The organism is Klebsiella sp. LY, assembly GCF_004010915.1.
Lineage (GTDB): Bacteria > Pseudomonadota > Gammaproteobacteria > Enterobacterales > Enterobacteriaceae > Klebsiella > Klebsiella quasipneumoniae.
Genome location: NZ_CP022444.1, coordinates 1,737,431 through 1,755,028, shown reverse-complemented (window position 1 = coordinate 1,755,028; position 17,598 = coordinate 1,737,431). Strand labels below are relative to the sequence as shown.

Below are 17,598 nucleotides of genomic sequence, written 5' to 3'. Positions count from 1 at the left end.
TGTCATGGAGTTAATATGTCACTCAGTCGGCGTCAGTTTATTAAGGCTTCCGGCGTAGCGCTGTGCGCTGGCGCCGCGCCGCTGAAGGCCCATGCCGCCGGCCAGCAGCCTGCGCTGCCGGTTCCGCCGCTGCTGGAATCCCGTCGCGGTCAGCCGCTGTTTCTGACGCTGCAGCGTTCGCACTGGTCGTTTACGCCAGGCACCCGCGCCCCCGTCTGGGGGATCAATGGCCGCTATATGGGGCCGACGATCCGCGTCTGGAGCGGAGACGACGTCAAGCTTATCTACAGCAACCGTCTGACAGAGAACGTCGCGATGACCATCCGCGGCCTGCAGGTGCCGGGCCCGCTGATCGGCGGCGCGGCGCGCATGATGTCGCCGAACGCCGACTGGGCGCCGGTGCTGCCGATCCGCCAGAGTGCGGCGACGCTGTGGTACCAGGCCAATACGCCGAACCGGATGGCGAAGCAGGTCTATAACGGTCTGGCCGGCATGTGGCTGGTGGAGGATGAGGTGAGCAAGAACCTGCCGATCCCTAACCACTATGGCGTCGATGACTTCCCGGTGATAATTCAGGATAAACGGCTGGATAACTTCGGCACGCCGGAATATAGCGAACCGGGCAGCGGCGGCTTCGTCGGCGACACGCTGCTGGTCAATGGCGTGCAGAGCCCCTATGTCGAAGTGTCGCGCGGCTGGGTGCGACTGCGCCTGCTGAACGCCTCCAACTCCCGGCGCTATCAGCTACAGATGAGCGATGGCCGACTGCTGCATGTCATTTCCGGCGACCAGGGGTTCCTGCCGGCGCCGGTTTCGCTCAAGCAGCTGTCGCTGGCGCCGGGGGAACGGCGTGAAATCCTGGTCGATATGACCAACGGCGATGAAGTGTCCATTACCTGCGGCGAAGCGGCGAGCATTGTCGACCGTATCCGCGGCTTTTTTGAACCGTCCAGCATTCTGGTCTCCACGCTGGTGCTGACCCTGCGCCCGACCGGGCTGCTGCCGCTGGTCACCGACAGTCTGCCGGTGCGTCTGCTGCCGACCGAGCTGCTCTCCGGTACGCCGATCCGCAGCCGGGATATCACCCTCGGCGACGATCCAGGGATTAACGGCCAGCTATGGGATCCGCAGCGTATTGATATTACGGCGCAGCAGGGGACCTGGGAGCGCTGGACAGTGCGCGCCGACCGCCCGCAGTCGTTCCATATTGAAGGGGTAATGTTCCAGATCCGTAACGTCAACGGTTCGACCCCTTTCCCGGAAGACCGCGGCTGGAAGGACACCGTGTGGGTCGACGGGCAGGTCGAACTGCTGGTCTACTACGCCCAGCCGTCGTGGCCGCACTTCCCGTTCCAGTATCTGAGCCAGACGCTGGAGCTGGCCGACCGCGGTTCGATTGGCCAGATGCTGGTGAATCCTGCGCCATAATCTCTTCGACCCTGGCCGGCATACGGTCAGGGTTTGAGAAAATCCTCCTTCATTTCCACTATCATTCCGGCTTATAATCCACGCCCTTTTGGTTATTTTTTTATCATTTTCCCCGGAAGCAATATGAGCGCAATATCCCTGATCCAACCGGATCGTGACCTTTTTTCCTGGCCGCAATACTGGGCTGCCTGTTTCGGCCCTGCGCCATTTTTACCGATGTCGCGTGAAGAGATGGATCAACTTGGCTGGGATAGCTGCGACATTATTCTGGTGACCGGCGACGCCTACGTCGACCACCCGAGCTTCGGGATGGCCATCTGCGGCCGTATGCTGGAAGCGCAGGGGTTCCGCGTGGGCATCATCTCCCAGCCGGACTGGAACACCAAAGACGACTTCATGCGTCTGGGCAAACCGAACCTGTTCTTCGGCGTGACCGCCGGCAACATGGACTCGATGATCAACCGCTACACCGCCGACCGTAAGCTGCGTCATGATGACGCTTACACCGCCGGCAACGTGGCGGGCAAGCGTCCGGACCGCGCCACCCTGGTCTACACCCAGCGCTGTAAAGAGGCGTGGAAAGATGTGCCCGTGATCCTCGGCGGCATCGAAGCCAGCCTGCGCCGTACCGCCCACTATGATTACTGGTCCGATACCGTGCGCCGCTCGGTGCTGGTGGACTCCAAGGCCGATATGCTGATGTTCGGCAACGGCGAGCGTCCGCTGGTGGAAGTGGCTCATCGCCTGGCGATGGGCGAAACCATCGATCAGATCCGCGATGTGCGCAATACCGCCATCATGGTGAAAGAGGCCCTCCCGGGCTGGAGCGGCGTTGACTCCACCCGTCTGGATACCCCGGGCAAAATCGACCCCATCCCGCACCCGTATGGTGAAGATCTGCCGTGTGCAGACAACAAACCGGTGGCCCCGAAAAAAGCCGAGGCTAAAGCCGTTGTCGTGCAGCCGCCGCGGCCAAAACCGTGGGAAAAGACCTATGTGCTGCTGCCCTCCTTCGAGAAGGTGAAAGGCGATAAGGTCCTGTACGCTCACGCCTCGCGCATTCTGCACCATGAAACCAACCCCGGCTGCGCCCGGGCGCTGATGCAAAAGCACGGCGAGCGCTACATCTGGATCAACCCGCCGGCAATCCCGCTCTCCACCGAAGAGATGGACAGCGTTTTCGCGCTGCCCTACAAGCGCGTGCCGCATCCTTCCTATGGCGATGCGCGCATCCCGGCGTATGAGATGATCCGCTTCTCTATCAACATCATGCGCGGCTGCTTCGGCGGCTGTTCGTTCTGCTCGATCACCGAGCACGAAGGACGCATTATCCAGAGCCGTTCTGAGGATTCGATCATCAATGAGATCGAAGCCATTCGCGACACGGTGCCGGGCTTTACCGGCGTGATCTCCGATCTCGGCGGACCCACCGCCAACATGTATATGCTGCGCTGCAAATCGCCACGAGCCGAGCAGACCTGTCGCCGTCTCTCCTGCGTCTACCCGGATATCTGCCCGCACATGGATACCAACCATGAGCCGACGATCAACCTTTACCGTCGCGCCCGCGAGCTGAAGGGCATCAAGAAGATCCTTATCGCCTCCGGGGTACGCTATGACATCGCGGTCGAAGATCCGCGCTATATTAAAGAGCTGGCGACCCACCACGTCGGCGGCTATCTGAAGATCGCGCCGGAGCATACCGAAGAGGGCCCGCTGTCGAAGATGATGAAGCCGGGAATGGGCAGCTACGACCGCTTTAAAGAGCTGTTCGACACCTATTCGAAGCAGGCGGGTAAAGAGCAGTATCTGATCCCGTACTTTATCTCCGCCCACCCGGGGACCCGTGATGAAGACATGGTGAACCTGGCGCTGTGGCTGAAGAAGCACCGCTTCCGTCTCGACCAGGTGCAGAACTTCTATCCGTCGCCGCTGGCGAACTCGACCACCATGTATTACACCGGCAAAAACCCGCTGGGCAAGATCGGCTATAAGAGTGAAGAGGTGGTGGTGCCGAAGGGTGATAAACAGCGCCGTCTGCACAAAGCGCTGCTGCGCTACCACGATCCGGCCAACTGGCCGCTGATCCGTCAGGCGCTGGAGACGATGGGCAAGAAACACCTGATTGGCTCTCGTCGCGACTGCCTGGTGCCGGCGCCGACCCTGGATGAGATGCGCGAAGCGCGTCGCCAGAACCGTCATACCCGCCCGGCGCTGACCAAGCACACGCCGATTGCGCATCAGCGTTCTAACGGTGGCGCAACGGCGAAAAAGCCCGTCAAACGGGGTAAAGTCGCCGGGCGTTAAGCCTGACTTTGCGCCCGGCTGCGTTTCGCTGGCCGGGTGGTTTCTCAAGCCGGGCACGCATCAGCGCAGCCCGGCTTTTTTACCTGTTATCCGCCGAACTGATCCGGGTCAGGACCCAGACGCTTGCCCTGATCCAGCTTCGCAATCTCACCCAGCTCCTCTTTATCCAGGCGGAAATCCCAGACGTTAAAGTTTTCAGCGATGCGCGACGGCGTGACGGATTTCGGGATCACCACCAGACCGCTGTCGAGATGCCAGCGGATGACAATCTGCGCCGGCGTTTTACCATATTTATCAGCCAGCTGATGGATGACTTTCTGATCGAAGACGCCCTTACCGCCCTGGGCCAGCGGGCTCCAGGATTCGGTCTGGATCTTGTGGGTGGCGTTCCAGGCGTGCAGCTGCCGCTGCTGAAGCAGCGGATGCAGCTCTATCTGGTTGATCACCGGCGCGACGCCGGTTTCATCAATCAGCTTCTGCAGATGCGGCACCTGGAAATTACACACGCCGATGCTCTTCGCCAGCCCCTGCTGCTGCAGCTCAATCAGCGCCTGCCAGGCCTCGACGTAATGGCCGATAGCCGGCACCGGCCAGTGGATTAAATAGAGATCCACATAGTCCAGTTTCAGCTTGCTGAGACTCTCTTTCAGCGCCTCGTGCGGCCGTTTTTGATCGTCGTTCCATAGCTTGGTGGTGATGAACAGCTCATCGCGATTGACGCCAGCGCTTTGCAGCGCGTTGCCGACGCCAGCCTCATTTTGGTACGCGGCGGCGGTGTCAAAAGAGCGATAACCGACTTCCAGCGCCTTATGAATGGCGGAGACGACTTCCTCGTTGCCAGCTTTCCACACGCCGAGACCCAGCTGCGGCATCAGGTTGCCGTCGTGTAGTTTTATAACGGTTGGATGTGTCATGCCTTCCTCCTGTTAATGAACTCGGCGAAGCAGGATCCGCCGAGGGGTAGCATTAAGTCTGGACGAAATAGCTAAAAACGGTAGTAAAAACACCCCTCCCCGACGTTTGTTTAACGTAAGGAGAGGTGAATCAGGCGGGGTAACTTAGCGGGCAGCCTCGTAGATACGGCGGCTGACCTCCAGGGTGATATCCTGATGCTCGCCCAGTTTGGTCATGCCGTGCTCTTCCAGTTTCGCCAGCAGCGCCGGGATGGAGCTCCCGTCGAGACCGTAATCGGAAAGGCGGGTCGGCACGCCCATCTGCTCGAAGAACTGGCGCGTCGCGGCGATGGCGGCATCGATACGCTGGTCGTCGGAGCCCTCGGTGATATGCCACACGCGCTCAGCATATTGCAGCAGCTTGTCGCGCTTGGTATCGCGCTTCTCATTCCACAGCGCCGGCAGAACGATAGCCAGCGTCTGGGCGTGATCGAGACCATGCATCGCCGTCAGTTCGTGGCCAAGCATATGCGTTGCCCAGTCCTGCGGCACGCCAGCGCCGATCAGGCCGTTCAGCGCCTGGGTCGCGGCCCACATAATGTTGGCGCGCACGTTATAATTTTCCGGCTCCTGCAGCGCTTTCGGGCCATCCTCGATCAGGGTCAGGAGAATGCCTTCGGCGAAGCGGTCCTGAATTTTGCCGTCAACCGGGTAGGTGACGTACTGTTCGACGGTATGGACGAAAGCGTCAACCACGCCGTTGGCGACCTGGCGCGGCGGCAGGGTATAGGTGTAGACCGGGTCGAGGATCGCGAACTGCGGCTGAACGTGCGAAGACATAAACGCGCGTTTGTCGCCGGTAGTTTTCCGCGAAATCACCGCCCCTTTGTTTGATTCAGAACCGGTCGCCGGCAGAGTGAGAACCGAGCCCATTGGAATGGCGCTGGCGATCTTACTGCCATAGGTTTCCAGAATTTCCCACGGATCAATGTTGGCGTCATAGTGGGCTGCTGCCGCGATAAATTTAGTGCCATCCAGCACCGAACCGCCGCCGACCGCCAGCAGGAAAGTGACCTTCTCTTCGCGGGCGAGCTTCACCGCATTCATCAGGGTTTCGTAAGACGGGTTCGGCTCGATGCCGCCAAATTCAAGGACGTCCAGGCCATTCAGGGCGGTCAGTACCTGATCCAGGACGCCCGTTTTTTTCACGCTGCCGCCGCCGTAGGTGATCAGTACGCGAGCTTCCGCCGGGATCTGTTCACGCAGCTTTTCAATCGCGCCTTTGCCAAACAGAATGCGGGTTGGGGTATGCAGGTCAAAATTATTCATTGCTTGGGTCCTCCAAAGAGTAAAACTACCGACAGGGACGATACCGCTGCCCGATGACGGTTATTGTGGTCCTCGCGCCGTTGCCCCTCAATGCACATTTCTGCCTATGTCTTGCCTATTTCTCCATATGGCTGGAGAATCCGCGGCGACCTGCGCACAATATATAGGTGAAGAAACATCGGGAGAGACGGTGGCAATGCAACACGCAGAGATATGTCGGACACTGACAGAGAAGGTTAACCAGCTGAAAGATAAGCAAGAAATGTTAAGTTCGCTGCTACCTGACGTTCGGCTGCTGTACGGGACGCAGCCGGGACCGCGGATGCCGGTGATGTACCAGCCGGGGATCGTTTTTCTCTTTTCTGGCCATAAAATTGGTTATATCAATGAGCGGACGTTTCGCTACGATACAAACGAATATCTACTGCTGACCGTACCGCTGCCCTTCGAGTGCGAAACCTTTGCCACCCCGGAGGTGCCCCTGGCCGGGATGCGCCTGAACGTCGATATCCTGCAGCTGCAGGAGCTGCTGATGGACATTGGCGAGGATCCGCTGTTTCAGCCCGCCGTTGCCTCCAGCGGGATAAACTCCGCAGTGCTTTCGGAGGACATCTTGTGCGCTGCTGAACGGCTGCTCGACGTGATGGAGCGGCCGTTGGACGCGCGGATCCTTGGCAAGCAGATCGTCCGTGAAATCCTCTACTATGTGCTGACGGGACCCTGCGGCGGCGCGCTGCTGGCGCTGGTCAGCCGGCAGACCCACTTCAGCCTGATTAGCCGCGTGCTCAAGCATATCGAGAGTCAGTACACCGAAAACCTCAGCGTCGATCGGCTGGCGGCCGAAGCGAATATGAGCGTGTCGGCGTTTCACCATAATTTTAAAGCGGTGACCAGCACTTCGCCGCTGCAGTATCTGAAAACCTACCGTTTGCACAAGGCGCGCATGCTGATGATCCATGACGGCATGAAGGCCAGTGCGGCGGCGATACAGGTGGGCTATGAAAGTCCTTCCCAGTTCAGCCGCGAGTTTAAGCGCTACTTCGGGATGACGCCCGGGGAAGACGCCGCGCGTATTCGTATGATGCAGGGGATGTAAGACCGGGGGAGGGAGCAGGCCGGGCGGGCGCAGCCCCCCCGGCAGTCAACGTCAGGCGCTGCAGTATTTCTTTTTGATCACCACGAACAGCGTGCCGAGCAGGCCAGCCAGCAGTAGGGCAATTGGCAGGATCATCAGGCAGGTCATCACCTGATCTTCATGACGTTTCACGAACGGGATCATGCTCAGCGCATAGCCGAGGCCTGTGACCACGCCGACCCACAGCAGGGCGCTCAGCCAGTTGAAGAACTGGAAGCGGCGGTTCGGCAGACCGGAAATCCCCGCCATGGTTGGCAGCAGGGTACGGACAAAGGCCAGAAAGCGGCCCGCGAGCAGCGCCAGCAGACCGTGGCGGTCAAACATGCAGGTGGCGCGCTGATGGTACTTATGCGGCAGGTGCGCCAGCCAGCCTTTCACCGTTTGCGTATTGCCCAGCCAGCGCCCCTGTACATAGCTCAGCCAGCAGCCGAGGCTGGCGGCGGCGGTCAGAATGGCGATAGTGGGCACAAAGTCCATGACGCCTTTAGCAATCAGCGCGCCGGCGAGCAGCAGCAGGCTGTCTCCAGGTAAAAAGGAGGCAGGCAGCAGCCCGTTTTCCAGAAACAGGGTCGCGAACATAACCAGATATACAACGCCCACAACATGAGGGTTCGCCAGTGCGGCAAAATCATGTTGCCACAGCGCGGCGACAATCTCTTGAATGACAACCATGGACTTTCCTAAGTGGTACCGTATTGTTGACTAGTGTACTCCTGAAGAGACCCGAGCACCTTGATCCCGGGCGCAACAAAAGCGGCCGCTCCGATAAAAAGCGTCCGCTATTGTTGCCACTGACTGTCACTTTACACGATACGCGCGAAGCCCGCTGCTAAATCCGCCTGCAGATCGTCAACATTTTCGAGACCAATGTGCAAACGGATCAGCGTGCCGCTGAAGTCGACTTCCGCATCCGGTCGGATGTGAGCGATTTGCTCCGGCTGATTGGCCAGAATCAGCGATTCAAAGCCGCCCCACGAGTAGGCCATGCTGAACAGGCTGAAGTTGTCGAGATACTCTGCCAGCTCAGCGTCGTTGAGACGCTTGTTGAGCACAAACGAGAACAGCCCGCTGCTGCCGGTAAAATCGCGTTTCCAGAACTCATGGCCTTTACTGCCGGGCAGGGCGGGGTGGTTGACCCGCGCCACCTGCGGATGCTGCGCCAGCCACTCGGCGATGCGCAGGCTGCTTTCATGATGCTGACGCAGGCGGACGCCCAGCGTGCGCAGGCCGCGGCTGGTCATATAGGCGGTATCGGCGTCCAGCATTTGCCCCATCAGATAGGCATTCTCACGCAGCTGCGGCCAGCAGCGCGCGTTCGCCACCGCGGTGCCGACCATGGCGTCGGAGTGGCCGATCAGGTATTTGGTGCCTGCCTGGATGGAAATATCAATGCCAAAATCCAGCGCTTTGAACAGGATCCCCGCCGCCCAGGTGTTATCGATCATGATAATCGCTTCCGGCGCGACCTGACGCACGGCGGCGACAATCGCTGGCACATCATGCACTTCCATGGTGATGGATCCGGGCGATTCCAGGAACACCACGCGGGTCTCCGGCCGAATAAGTTGGGCAATATCAGCGCCGATTAAGGGATCGAACCAGCTGGTGGTGACGCCGAGTTTAGCGAGAATTTTGGTACAAAAGTCCTGGCTTGGCTCATAGGCGGTATTGGTCATCAGCACATGGTCGCCCTGCTCGACAAACGCCAGGATAGTGTTGGCTACCGCGGCGGCGCCGCAGGGGAAGAGGGCGCAGCCGGCGCCGCCTTCCAGCTCGCACATCGCTTCCTGCAGCGAGAAGTGGGTCAGGGTGCCGCGACGCCCGTAAAACAGCTCGCCGTTGGCCCGATTGCGAGTGGCGTGCTTTTTGGCCTCTACGGTGTCGAAAACCAGCGATGACGCGCGCTGGATCACGCTGTTCACTGAGCCCTGGGTGTACTTTTTGCTCCGCCCGGCGTTGACCAGCGCGGTATCAAGATGTTTATCAGCCATGTTGATGAACCTGTTTTTATACGTCTGGACGTCTAAACTAGCATGATTCTTCTTTTCTGTACCAGCGCGCTGCCGATACAGGCGAAAATTTTACCAGGCCCGCGGTTAGCCACTTTTTTACTGCGTAAGCGCAAGGAAAATAAACGTGATTTGCTGCACAGTGTAAATACTAATGAGAACCACTATCAATTCGATGTCGTTTTGATATTATTGAGGGCAGATTTTGTGATTATCGTCGTGGAGATAGAGCGTGGGTAATAATTTGATGCAGGCGGATCTCTCCGTTTGGGGTATGTATCATCATGCTGATATTGTCGTTAAGGTGGTGATGATTGGCCTGATTCTGGCGTCAGTCGTCACCTGGGCCATCTTCTTCGGCAAAGGGGCGGAAATCCTCGCCAGTAAGCGTCGCCTCAAACGCGAACAGCAGCAGCTGGCGGAAGCCCGCTCTCTCGATCAGGCCAGCGATATCGCCAGCGCCTTTGAGGCGAAAAGCCTCACCACCCAGCTTATCAATGAAGCGCAGAACGAACTCGAACTCTCCGCCGGCGCCGAAGACAATGAAGGCATCAAGGAACGAACCGGTTTCCGCCTTGAGCGCCGCGTCGCGGCCGTCGGTCGCCATATGGGGCGCGGCAACGGCTACCTGGCCACCATCGGCGCCATTTCGCCGTTCGTTGGCCTGTTCGGGACCGTCTGGGGCATCATGAACAGCTTTATCGGCATCGCTCAGACCCAGACCACCAACCTTGCGGTGGTGGCGCCGGGCATCGCGGAAGCGCTGCTGGCGACGGCCATCGGCCTGTTCGCCGCCATCCCGGCGGTGGTCATCTATAACATCTTCGCCCGCATGATCGGCAGCTATAAGGCCTCACTCGGTGACGTCGCCGCTCAGGTACTCCTGCTGCAAAGCCGCGACCTGGACCTCAGCGCCAGCGGCGTGAAGCCGGTGCGCAGCGCGCAGAAATTACGGGTAGGTTGATCGGCTATGGCGATGCGTCTTAATGAAAATCTGGACGATAACGGCGAAATGCATGAGATCAACGTGACGCCGTTTATCGACGTCATGCTGGTTCTGCTGATTATCTTTATGGTGGCCGCGCCGCTGGCGACGGTCGACGTGAAGGTGAATCTGCCGGCCTCCTCCAGCCAGCCGCAACCGCGACCGGAAAAACCTATCTACCTGTCGGTGAAGGCGGATAAGAGCATGTTCCTCGGCAACGACCCGGTGACCGAAGCGAATATGATTAACGCCCTGGATAGCCTGACCGCCGGCAAAAAAGATACCACCGTCTTCTTCCGCGCGGATAAAACCGTCGATTACGAGACGATGATGAAAGTGATGGATACCCTGCATCAGGCGGGATATCTCAAGATCGGGCTGGTGGGCGAAGAGACCGTCAAAGCCAAATAACCCGATGCTTTTCCTGAAAAGGCTGGCCGCGCGCCGGCCTTTTTTATTGTCGTCTGCCAGCGAAGTGTTGGCCTGGCGTTGCCATCACGTTATCTGTCTGGGATATAATGTCGCTTCTTTTTGTTAACTGACAGGATCTTATGGAACGCTTTCTGGAAAATGCTATGTACGCCTCGCGCTGGCTGCTGGCGCCGGTTTATTTTGGCCTCTCGCTCGGTCTGATTGCGCTGACCATCAAATTTTTTCAGGAGATCTTCCACATACTGCCGCATATTTTTAGCGTCAGTGAGTCGGATATGATTCTGACCCTGCTGTCGCTGGTGGATATGACCCTGGTGGGCGGTTTGCTGGTGATGGTGATGTTCTCTGGATATGAAAATTTTGTCTCGCAGCTGGATATTAACGAAGGTAAAGAAAAACTCAGTTGGCTGGGCAAAATGGACGCGACTTCGCTGAAAAATAAGGTTGCCGCCTCCATCGTGGCGATCTCCTCTATTCACCTGCTGCGGGTGTTTATGGATGCGAAAAACGTCCCGGACAATAAGCTGATGTGGTACGTGATTATCCACCTGACCTTCGTGCTGTCGGCCTTTGTGATGGGCTACCTCGATCGTCTGACCAAAGTGAAACACTAATCCCTTCTCTCCCGGCGGTGGCAGCTGCCGGGCTTTTTTCTCCCCGTTTCTGCTTTACTGCGCTGGCGTATGTCCGGGCTTCTGCTTTGCTTAAAAGGCGATAAACAATGGAGGCAGGGTGATGACGCGATTAACGGCCAAAGATTTCCCGCAGCAGCTGCTCGAGTATTATGACTACTATGCCCACGGTAAAATCAGCAAACGCGAGTTTCTCCAGCTGGCGGGGAAATATGCCGTCGGCGGGATGACCGCGCTGGCGCTGTTTAATCTGCTGAAGCCCGACTATGCCCTGGCAGAGCAGGTACCGTTCACCGACCCGGATATCCGCCCGGAGTATATTCATTATCCCTCTCCTGACGGCCACGGCGAAGTGCGGGCTTACCTGGTGACGCCGACGAAAATAGCCGATAAAGCGCCCGCCGTTGTGGTGGTACATGAGAACCGCGGCCTGAATCCCTATATTGAAGACGTCGCCCGGCGGGTAGCGAAAGCGGGGTATATCGCGCTGGCGCCGGATGGCCTGAGCTCCGTCGGCGGCTATCCGGGGAATGATGATGAAGGCCGCGCGCTCCAGCAGAAAGTCGATCCCGTGAAGCTGATGAATGATTTTTTTGCGGCGGTCGCGTTTATGGCGAAGCATCCGCAGGCGACGGGGAAGGTCGGTATCACCGGTTTTTGTTACGGCGGTGGCGTCAGCAACGCGGCGGCGGTCGCCATTCCGGAGCTGGCCTGCGCGGTGCCATTTTACGGCCGCCAGCCGCCGCTGAAGGAGGTCGATAAAATTAAAGCGCCGCTGCTGTTGCACTATGCCGGCCTCGATAGCGGCATTAATGAAGGCTGGCCTGCCTATGAACAGGCGTTGAAGGAACACCATAAAGTCTACGAGGCCTATATCTATCAGGGCGTGAATCACGGCTTTCATAATGATTCTACGCCGCGCTACGATCGGGCTGCGGCGGATCTGGCCTGGCAACGCACGCTGGCATGGTTTGATAAGTATTTACGCTAACGCAAACGTCATAAATAGCACTACCGCTCGCTCAAAAAAACGCTATATAATTTATTATATAACGATTGGGAGAGCTTGATGGAAAATCATTTTGGCAAAGGCTTAATGGCGGGGCTACAGGCATCCTATGCTGATACCGCCGCGCATGCGGCGAATTTTTGCGCCGACTATAAACGCGGGTTTGTGCTTGGTTACTCGCATCGCATGTTTGAAAAAACCGGCGACCGCCAGCTCAGCGCGTGGGAGGCGGGGATCCTGACCCGTCGCTACGGCCTTGACAGAAATATGGTGATGGACTTCTTCAAAGAGAGTGGTTCCTCGACCGCGATGCGCTACTTTATGGCGGGCTATCGGCTGGAAAGCTAACAACCGGAGGCGGTTGCCTCCGGTGGGTCAGAGCGTTACGCCTGGCGCTTATCTTCCGTTTGGGTGTCAAAGTCGCGGGCGTCGTGGCGCTCATGCAGCTGCTCATTGAGCGGGCCGTTGGTGCGGTTCACGATGCGTCCCCGCTTGACCGCCGGGCGGTTGCCCACATCCTGCGCCCAGCGCAGCACGTTTTTATAGCTCCCGGCGTCGAGAAACTCCGCTGCGTTATAGACATTGCCCAGCACGACGTTGCCGTACCACGGCCAGACAGCCATATCGGCGATGGTGTACTCCTCGCCGGCTACATAGCGACCGCGGGCGAGCTGTTTGTCCAGCACGTCGAGCTGGCGTTTGGCTTCCATCGTAAAGCGGTCGATCGCGTACTCGATCTTCACTGGCGCATAGTTATAGAAGTGGCCGAAGCCGCCGCCGAGGAACGGCGCCGCGCCCTGCAGCCAGAACAGCCAGTTAAGGGTTTCAGTGCGACCGGCAGGATCTTTCGGCAGGAAGAAACCAAATTTTTCCGCCAGATAGAGAAGAATGTTGCCGGACTCAAATACCCGGGTCGGCGGCGTGGTGGAATGGTCGCTGAGGGCCGGGATCTTCGAGTTCGGGTTGATCTCGACAAAGCCGCTGGAAAACTGATCCCCTTCGCCAATGCGTATCAGCCAGGCGTCGTACTCCGCGCCGCTGACGCCTAACGCCAGCAGCTCCTCCAGCATGATCGTCACCTTCTGGCCGTTGGGCGTGCCGAGTGAGTATAGCTGGAGCGGATGGGTTCCCACCGGCAGGACGCGTTCATGAGTCGCGCCGGAAACGGGACGGTTGATGTTGGCGAACGCGCCGCCGCTGTTTTGCTTCCATTCCCACACTTTTGGTGGCTGGTAGTTTTGCTCTGACATGCTGGTTTGCCTTTTTCGTGGATGTACAAAAAGTGTAGCAGGTGACCTCAGGCCATAATCCGCGCGGCCCACACGCTGACATCATCGCCGCTGCCCAGATCCGGCTGCACCAGGCCATTGACCATAAAGGTCGGCGAGACATGGATGCCGTTCTGGCGGGCATATTTACTGTGCCATTTGATCACGTCCTGCAGCTCCGGGCGGGCAAAGGCGGCCCCCAGCAGCACGTGACTGTAGCGCTCAATGCGTTCAATGATTTGCTGCGGGGTGGCGTTCATGTTCGGCCCGCTGCAGTGATCGGTAAACTCAAACTCTTCCCGATGGTCTGCCACGGCCTGCATCACCTTATGCGCCTGCTCTCTGCCATGCGGCAGGGTGGACGCGGCGAGGATGCAGCGGACAATCACCCCGGAGAACAGATGCCACGGCTGCGATTGCAGCCGTATCTTGATGGTGACGTTATCGGCGCCGACCTCATCGAGCAGATCGTCGAGTTTATTAAACGCGCGGACAGAGTAGGGGCAGGTGGGCTCAAGGAACACCTCAAACGTCCGCGGGCCGTGTCCCCAGACCAGCGGTTGGGCATTCAGATGCGAGGGTGTGCTCATTGTCGACTCCTGATGTTGCGTTGTTTTTTGTTATATCACCGATAACGATATCACTTCTGCTTCCGGCTGCAGGGTTATTTTCCTTAACGGCACGATTAGCGAAACGAATGAGTGGTATCATCGTTACACCTCTGTCTGGTAAGTGCCTGCGGCAGGATAAGAAGAGGGAGTTTTGTTTCGCCAACTGCCCGGGCTGCATTAATTTGAGGTCAGGCTAAATGAGCAAAGGATCGACAAGCAGTGACGCCCCGTTTGGGACATTGTTAGGCTACGCGCCCGGCGGCGTAGCGATTTATTCATCGAATTACAGTAGCTTAAATCCACAGGATTATCCGGATGACGCGACGTTTCGCAGCTACATCGGCAATGAGTATATGGGGCATAAATGGCAGTGCGTGGAGTTTGCGCGCCGCTTTCTGTTCCTGACCTACGGGTTTGTCTTTACCGATGTGGGGATGGCCTATGAAATCTTCTCCCTGCGCTTTCTGCGCGAAGTGGTCAATGACAACATTCTCCCGCTTCAGGCCTTCGCCAACGGCTCCCGTCGTCCGCCGATCGCTGGTTCGCTGCTGATCTGGCAGAAGGGCGGCGAGTTCAAGCACACCGGCCATGTCGCGGTGATCACCCAGCTTGTCGGCAATAAGGTGCGTATCGCCGAGCAGAACGTCATTCACTCGCCGCTGCCGCAGGGCCAGCAGTGGACCCGCGAGCTGACCCTCGAGGTCAACGCCGGCCGGTACACCATCAAAGATACCTTTGCCGATACCGAAATTTTAGGCTGGATGATCCAGACCGCCGATACCGAACACAGCTTGCCGCAGCCGGTACTGCCGGGTGAGGCGATGGCGATCAAGGGCGCGCGGCTGCCGAACAACGGCCAGTTCCGCGGCAAATGGCTGAACGAGAAAGATCCGCTGCAGAAAGCCTACGTGGCGGCCAACGGCCATTTTATCAATCAGGATCCTTATCAGTATTTCACTATCAGCGAAAGCGCCGAACAGGAGCTGATTAAAGCCACCAACGAGCTGCACCTGATGTATCTGCACGCCACCGATAAGGTGATGAAGGATGATAACCTGCTGGCGCTGTTCGATATCCCGAAAATCCTCTGGCCGCGTTTGCGTCTCTCCTGGCAGCGCCGGCGTCATCATATGATCACCGGGCGCATGGATTTTTGCATGGACGAGCGCGGGCTGAAGGTATACGAGTACAATGCCGACTCCGCCTCCTGCCATACCGAAGGCGGGCTGATCCTCGAGCAGTGGTTGAAGCAGGGCTACTATGGCACTGGTCACAATCCGGCGGAAGGTCTGCTCGATGAGCTGGCGGGAGCGTGGAAACACAGCCGGGCGCGGCCTTTCGTGCACATCATGCAGGACAAGGATCTGGAAGAGAATTACCACGCGAAGTTTATCCAGCGTTCGCTGACCCAGGCCGGTTTCGAGAGCAAAATTCTCTTTGGCCTCGATGAACTGCGCTGGGATGCGGCCGGCCAGCTGATCGACGCCGACGGGCGGCTGGTCAACTGCGTCTGGAAAACCTGGGCATGGGAAACCGCCATTGAGCAGGTGCGCGAAGTCAGCGCCGAGGAGTACGCGGCGGTACCGATTCGTACCGGGCATCCACAGAATGAGGTGCGACTGATTGACGTCCTGCTGCGTCCTGAAGTATTGGTATTCGAACCCCTGTGGACGGTGATCCCGGGCAACAAAGCGATCCTGCCGGTGCTGTGGTCGCTGTTCCCGCATCATCGCTATCTGCTGGATACCGATTTTGTGGTTAACGACGAGCTGGCGAAAACCGGCTATGCCGTGAAGCCCATTTCCGGGCGCTGCGGGAACAATATCGACCTGATCGGCCCTCAGGATGAGGTTCTGGATAAGACCAGCGGCCAGTTTGTCGATCGCAAGAATATCTACCAGCAGCTGTGGTGCCTGCCGAAAGTGGATGGCAAGTATATCCAGGTGTGCACCTTTACCGTCGGCGGTAACTACGGCGGTACCTGCCTGCGCGGCGATTCGTCGCTGGTGGTGAAAAAAGAGAGCGACATAGAGCCGCTGATCGTATTGAAAGACAAAGCGTGACGTGCTGACCCCGGATAGCGGCTCCTGCCCTGTCCGGGGAGAGCGCAGAGACACGAACAAGGATAGCCCGGACTGGTAAGCGCCGCCGGGGAACACCTGCAACAAAGCCAAGATAATTAACACAACAACAAGACAGAAAAGGAAAATAGTATGCACGATCGGCGTCTCGCCGCCCGCGCGGGTGAACTCAAGCCCTCCGCCGTCCGCGAACTTCTCAAGCACAGTAAACTGCCGGGCGTGATCTCGCTTGGCGGCGGCATTCCGGCCCCGGAACTGTTTGATACCGAAGGCCTGGAGCTGGCGGTGCAGAAGGTGATGAGCGAGCGTTTTCATGACGCATTTCAGTACGGTCTGACGGAAGGCTACCCGCCGCTGCGTCAGGCGGTGAGTGAAATCTGCCACTCCCGTGGCGTGACCTGTTCAGCCGCTCAGGTCTATATCACCTCCGGCTCCCAGCAATCGCTGGATATCGTTGCCCGCACGCTGCTCGATCCAGGCGATACTATCGTCGTTGAGCGACCCACCTATCTGGCGGCGCTGCAGGTGTTTCAGCTGGCGCAGGCCAATATTCTCAGCGTCGATACCGATGATGACGGGATGCTGGTGGAGCAGCTGGCTGACCTGCTGGAGACCACCCGCGTCAAAGCTGTTTACCTGGTGCCGACGTTCGGCAACCCCGGCGGTAAAACGCTGAGCGAGGCGCGTCGTCGCCGGCTGGTCGAGCTGGCGAAAAAATATGACTTCGTCATTCTGGAAGACGATCCCTACGGTGAAATTAGCTTTACAGACGCCGTGCGACGCCCGCTCTATCAGCACGCTGTTGAGCTGGGCTGTGAAGATCAAGTGGTTTACACCTCGACGTTTTCAAAGATCCTCGCGCCGGGGATGCGTATCGGCTGGATCGTCATGCCGGACTGGCTGGCGCAGCAGACGGTGATCGTGAAGCAGGCGGCGGATCTGCATACCAATATGCTGTCGCAGGTGATCACCGCGGAATACCTCAGCCTGAACCGGCTGGATAACCAGATTGCGTTGATTCGCGAAGACTATCGCAAGAAGTGCGTGGCGCTGGCCGATGCGCTGGAAAGCCGCCTTGGCGAGCACCTGGAATTCAGCCGCCCGCAGGGGGGGATGTTCCTGTGGGCGCGTTTCCGCTATCCGTTCGATACCATGGAATGGATGAAGAAAACGCTGGAAAACGGCGTGGTATACGTTCCGGGGGAAGCGTTTTATCACGATAATCCGGATACCCGTACCCTGCGTCTTTCCTACTCAACGGTGTCGGAAGCCGGGCTGCTGACCGCCGTTGAGCGGCTGGCGGCCTCCCTGTAACGGTCCTGCTGTGCGCCGCTTAGCGGCGGCGCATCCTCTTCGCTTCAATAGCGAGAGGGAGTGACGCTAGCGTTCAGCGCTGGGGTCACTCCGTATCGACGATGCGATCATCCAGCCAGACCAACATCAGCGCTGCGAGAAAAGCCACCGCAAAGGTACCAATAA

At 58.3% G+C, this 17,598-nt stretch carries 17 protein-coding genes; 11 read left to right on the top strand and 6 right to left on the bottom strand.

Annotated elements, in window-relative coordinates; genetic code table 11:
* The first annotated feature begins 15 nt into the window (after positions 1-15).
* Together ftsP and CE636_RS11385 are read left to right on the top strand one after the other, a co-directional pair.
* A complete protein-coding gene (ftsP, locus tag CE636_RS11390) occupies positions 16-1,428 on the top strand; it encodes a cell division protein FtsP (protein ID WP_004205222.1) in 1,413 nt (470 codons plus the stop codon).
* A 33-nt stretch (positions 1,429-1,461) separates the two neighbouring features.
* A complete protein-coding gene (locus CE636_RS11385) occupies positions 1,462-3,735 on the top strand; it encodes a YgiQ family radical SAM protein (protein WP_072500773.1) in 2,274 nt (757 codons plus the stop codon).
* Between the two features lie 86 nt (positions 3,736-3,821).
* On the opposite strand, the gene dkgA is transcribed toward CE636_RS11385, so the two are convergent.
* Together dkgA and yqhD are read right to left on the bottom strand one after the other, a co-directional pair.
* Positions 3,822-4,649: a 2,5-didehydrogluconate reductase DkgA gene (gene dkgA / locus CE636_RS11380; protein WP_004205220.1), complete on the bottom strand. Its 828-nt coding sequence runs from the start codon at positions 4,647-4,649 to the stop codon at positions 3,822-3,824.
* A gap of 144 nt (positions 4,650-4,793) precedes the next feature.
* On the bottom strand, positions 4,794-5,957 hold the full coding sequence (gene yqhD, locus CE636_RS11375; protein WP_004205219.1) for an alcohol dehydrogenase: 1,164 nt from the start codon (positions 5,955-5,957) through the stop codon (positions 4,794-4,796).
* A gap of 196 nt (positions 5,958-6,153) precedes the next feature.
* On the opposite strand from yqhD, the gene CE636_RS11370 reads away from it, so the two are divergent.
* Entirely contained in the window at positions 6,154-7,053 is a 900-nt protein-coding gene (locus CE636_RS11370) for an AraC family transcriptional regulator (RefSeq protein WP_017899753.1), read from the top strand.
* Between the two features lie 51 nt (positions 7,054-7,104).
* Here the strand turns inward: CE636_RS11370 and yghB are convergent, their stop codons facing one another.
* Positions 7,105-7,764, bottom strand: a complete 660-nt coding sequence (gene yghB / locus CE636_RS11365) for a DedA family general envelope maintenance protein YghB (protein ID WP_004205217.1) — start codon at positions 7,762-7,764, stop codon at positions 7,105-7,107.
* A gap of 131 nt (positions 7,765-7,895) precedes the next feature.
* Entirely contained in the window at positions 7,896-9,083 is a 1,188-nt protein-coding gene (metC, locus tag CE636_RS11360; RefSeq protein WP_004205213.1) for a cystathionine beta-lyase, read from the bottom strand.
* A 250-nt stretch (positions 9,084-9,333) separates the two neighbouring features.
* On the opposite strand from metC, the gene exbB reads away from it, so the two are divergent.
* The 5 genes from exbB to CE636_RS11335 all read left to right on the top strand — a co-directional run bounded on the left by exbB (position 9,334) and on the right by CE636_RS11335 (position 12,507).
* Positions 9,334-10,065, top strand: a complete 732-nt coding sequence (exbB, locus tag CE636_RS11355; protein WP_004174395.1) for a tol-pal system-associated acyl-CoA thioesterase — start codon at positions 9,334-9,336, stop codon at positions 10,063-10,065.
* Positions 10,066-10,071: 6 nt separating this feature from the next.
* A complete protein-coding gene (exbD, locus tag CE636_RS11350; protein ID WP_002916785.1) occupies positions 10,072-10,497 on the top strand; it encodes a TonB system transport protein ExbD in 426 nt (141 codons plus the stop codon).
* A 140-nt stretch (positions 10,498-10,637) separates the two neighbouring features.
* The gene (locus tag CE636_RS11345; protein WP_004105804.1) at positions 10,638-11,132 is read left to right on the top strand and encodes a TIGR00645 family protein; all 495 of its coding nucleotides are present in this window, start codon (positions 10,638-10,640) and stop codon (positions 11,130-11,132) included.
* Positions 11,133-11,253: 121 nt separating this feature from the next.
* Positions 11,254-12,141, top strand: a complete 888-nt coding sequence (gene yghX / locus CE636_RS11340; RefSeq protein WP_017899755.1) for a YghX family hydrolase — start codon at positions 11,254-11,256, stop codon at positions 12,139-12,141.
* A gap of 78 nt (positions 12,142-12,219) precedes the next feature.
* Positions 12,220-12,507 carry a DUF2623 family protein gene (locus CE636_RS11335; RefSeq protein WP_017899756.1) on the top strand — a complete coding sequence of 96 codons (288 nt, stop codon included), beginning with the start codon at positions 12,220-12,222 and terminating at the stop codon, positions 12,505-12,507.
* A gap of 35 nt (positions 12,508-12,542) precedes the next feature.
* Here CE636_RS11335 and yghU read toward each other — a convergent pair whose 3' ends face one another.
* Together yghU and CE636_RS11325 are read right to left on the bottom strand one after the other, a co-directional pair.
* Positions 12,543-13,409: a glutathione-dependent disulfide-bond oxidoreductase gene (gene yghU / locus CE636_RS11330; protein WP_002916742.1), complete on the bottom strand. Its 867-nt coding sequence runs from the start codon at positions 13,407-13,409 to the stop codon at positions 12,543-12,545.
* 47 nt (positions 13,410-13,456) lie between these two features.
* Positions 13,457-14,017 carry a DsbA family protein gene (locus tag CE636_RS11325; RefSeq protein WP_004150918.1) on the bottom strand — a complete coding sequence of 187 codons (561 nt, stop codon included), beginning with the start codon at positions 14,015-14,017 and terminating at the stop codon, positions 13,457-13,459.
* A gap of 34 nt (positions 14,018-14,051) precedes the next feature.
* On the opposite strand from CE636_RS11325, the gene CE636_RS28700 reads away from it, so the two are divergent.
* The 3 genes from CE636_RS28700 (at position 14,052) to CE636_RS11315 (ending at position 17,433) form a co-directional block, all read left to right on the top strand.
* The gene (locus CE636_RS28700) at positions 14,052-14,159 is read left to right on the top strand and encodes a hypothetical protein (RefSeq protein WP_032426103.1); all 108 of its coding nucleotides are present in this window, start codon (positions 14,052-14,054) and stop codon (positions 14,157-14,159) included.
* Positions 14,160-14,235: 76 nt separating this feature from the next.
* Positions 14,236-16,101, top strand: coding sequence for a bifunctional glutathionylspermidine amidase/synthase (gene gss / locus CE636_RS11320; RefSeq protein WP_017899757.1), 1,866 nt, complete (start codon positions 14,236-14,238; stop codon positions 16,099-16,101).
* 150 nt (positions 16,102-16,251) lie between these two features.
* Positions 16,252-17,433 (top strand): PLP-dependent aminotransferase family protein, encoded by a 1,182-nt coding sequence (locus CE636_RS11315; protein WP_004205205.1) that lies wholly within the window; start codon positions 16,252-16,254, stop codon positions 17,431-17,433.
* Positions 17,434-17,598: the final 165 nt, after the last annotated feature.

Coding starts and splice junctions, on each gene's coding strand:
- CE636_RS11315 (WP_004205205.1), top strand. CDS start 16,252: ATGCACGATCGGCGTCTCGCCGCCCGCGCGGGTGAACTCAAGCCCTCC.
- gss (WP_017899757.1), top strand. CDS start 14,236: ATGAGCAAAGGATCGACAAGCAGTGACGCCCCGTTTGGGACATTGTTA.
- exbD (WP_002916785.1), top strand. CDS start 10,072: ATGGCGATGCGTCTTAATGAAAATCTGGACGATAACGGCGAAATGCAT.
- yghB (WP_004205217.1), bottom strand. CDS start 7,764: ATGGTTGTCATTCAAGAGATTGTCGCCGCGCTGTGGCAACATGATTTT.
- CE636_RS11345 (WP_004105804.1), top strand. CDS start 10,638: ATGGAACGCTTTCTGGAAAATGCTATGTACGCCTCGCGCTGGCTGCTG.
- dkgA (WP_004205220.1), bottom strand. CDS start 4,649: ATGACACATCCAACCGTTATAAAACTACACGACGGCAACCTGATGCCG.
- metC (WP_004205213.1), bottom strand. CDS start 9,083: ATGGCTGATAAACATCTTGATACCGCGCTGGTCAACGCCGGGCGGAGC.
- ftsP (WP_004205222.1), top strand. CDS start 16: ATGTCACTCAGTCGGCGTCAGTTTATTAAGGCTTCCGGCGTAGCGCTG.
- CE636_RS11335 (WP_017899756.1), top strand. CDS start 12,220: ATGGAAAATCATTTTGGCAAAGGCTTAATGGCGGGGCTACAGGCATCC.
- yghU (WP_002916742.1), bottom strand. CDS start 13,409: ATGTCAGAGCAAAACTACCAGCCACCAAAAGTGTGGGAATGGAAGCAA.
- CE636_RS11325 (WP_004150918.1), bottom strand. CDS start 14,017: ATGAGCACACCCTCGCATCTGAATGCCCAACCGCTGGTCTGGGGACAC.
- CE636_RS11370 (WP_017899753.1), top strand. CDS start 6,154: ATGCAACACGCAGAGATATGTCGGACACTGACAGAGAAGGTTAACCAG.
- yqhD (WP_004205219.1), bottom strand. CDS start 5,957: ATGAATAATTTTGACCTGCATACCCCAACCCGCATTCTGTTTGGCAAA.
- yghX (WP_017899755.1), top strand. CDS start 11,254: ATGACGCGATTAACGGCCAAAGATTTCCCGCAGCAGCTGCTCGAGTAT.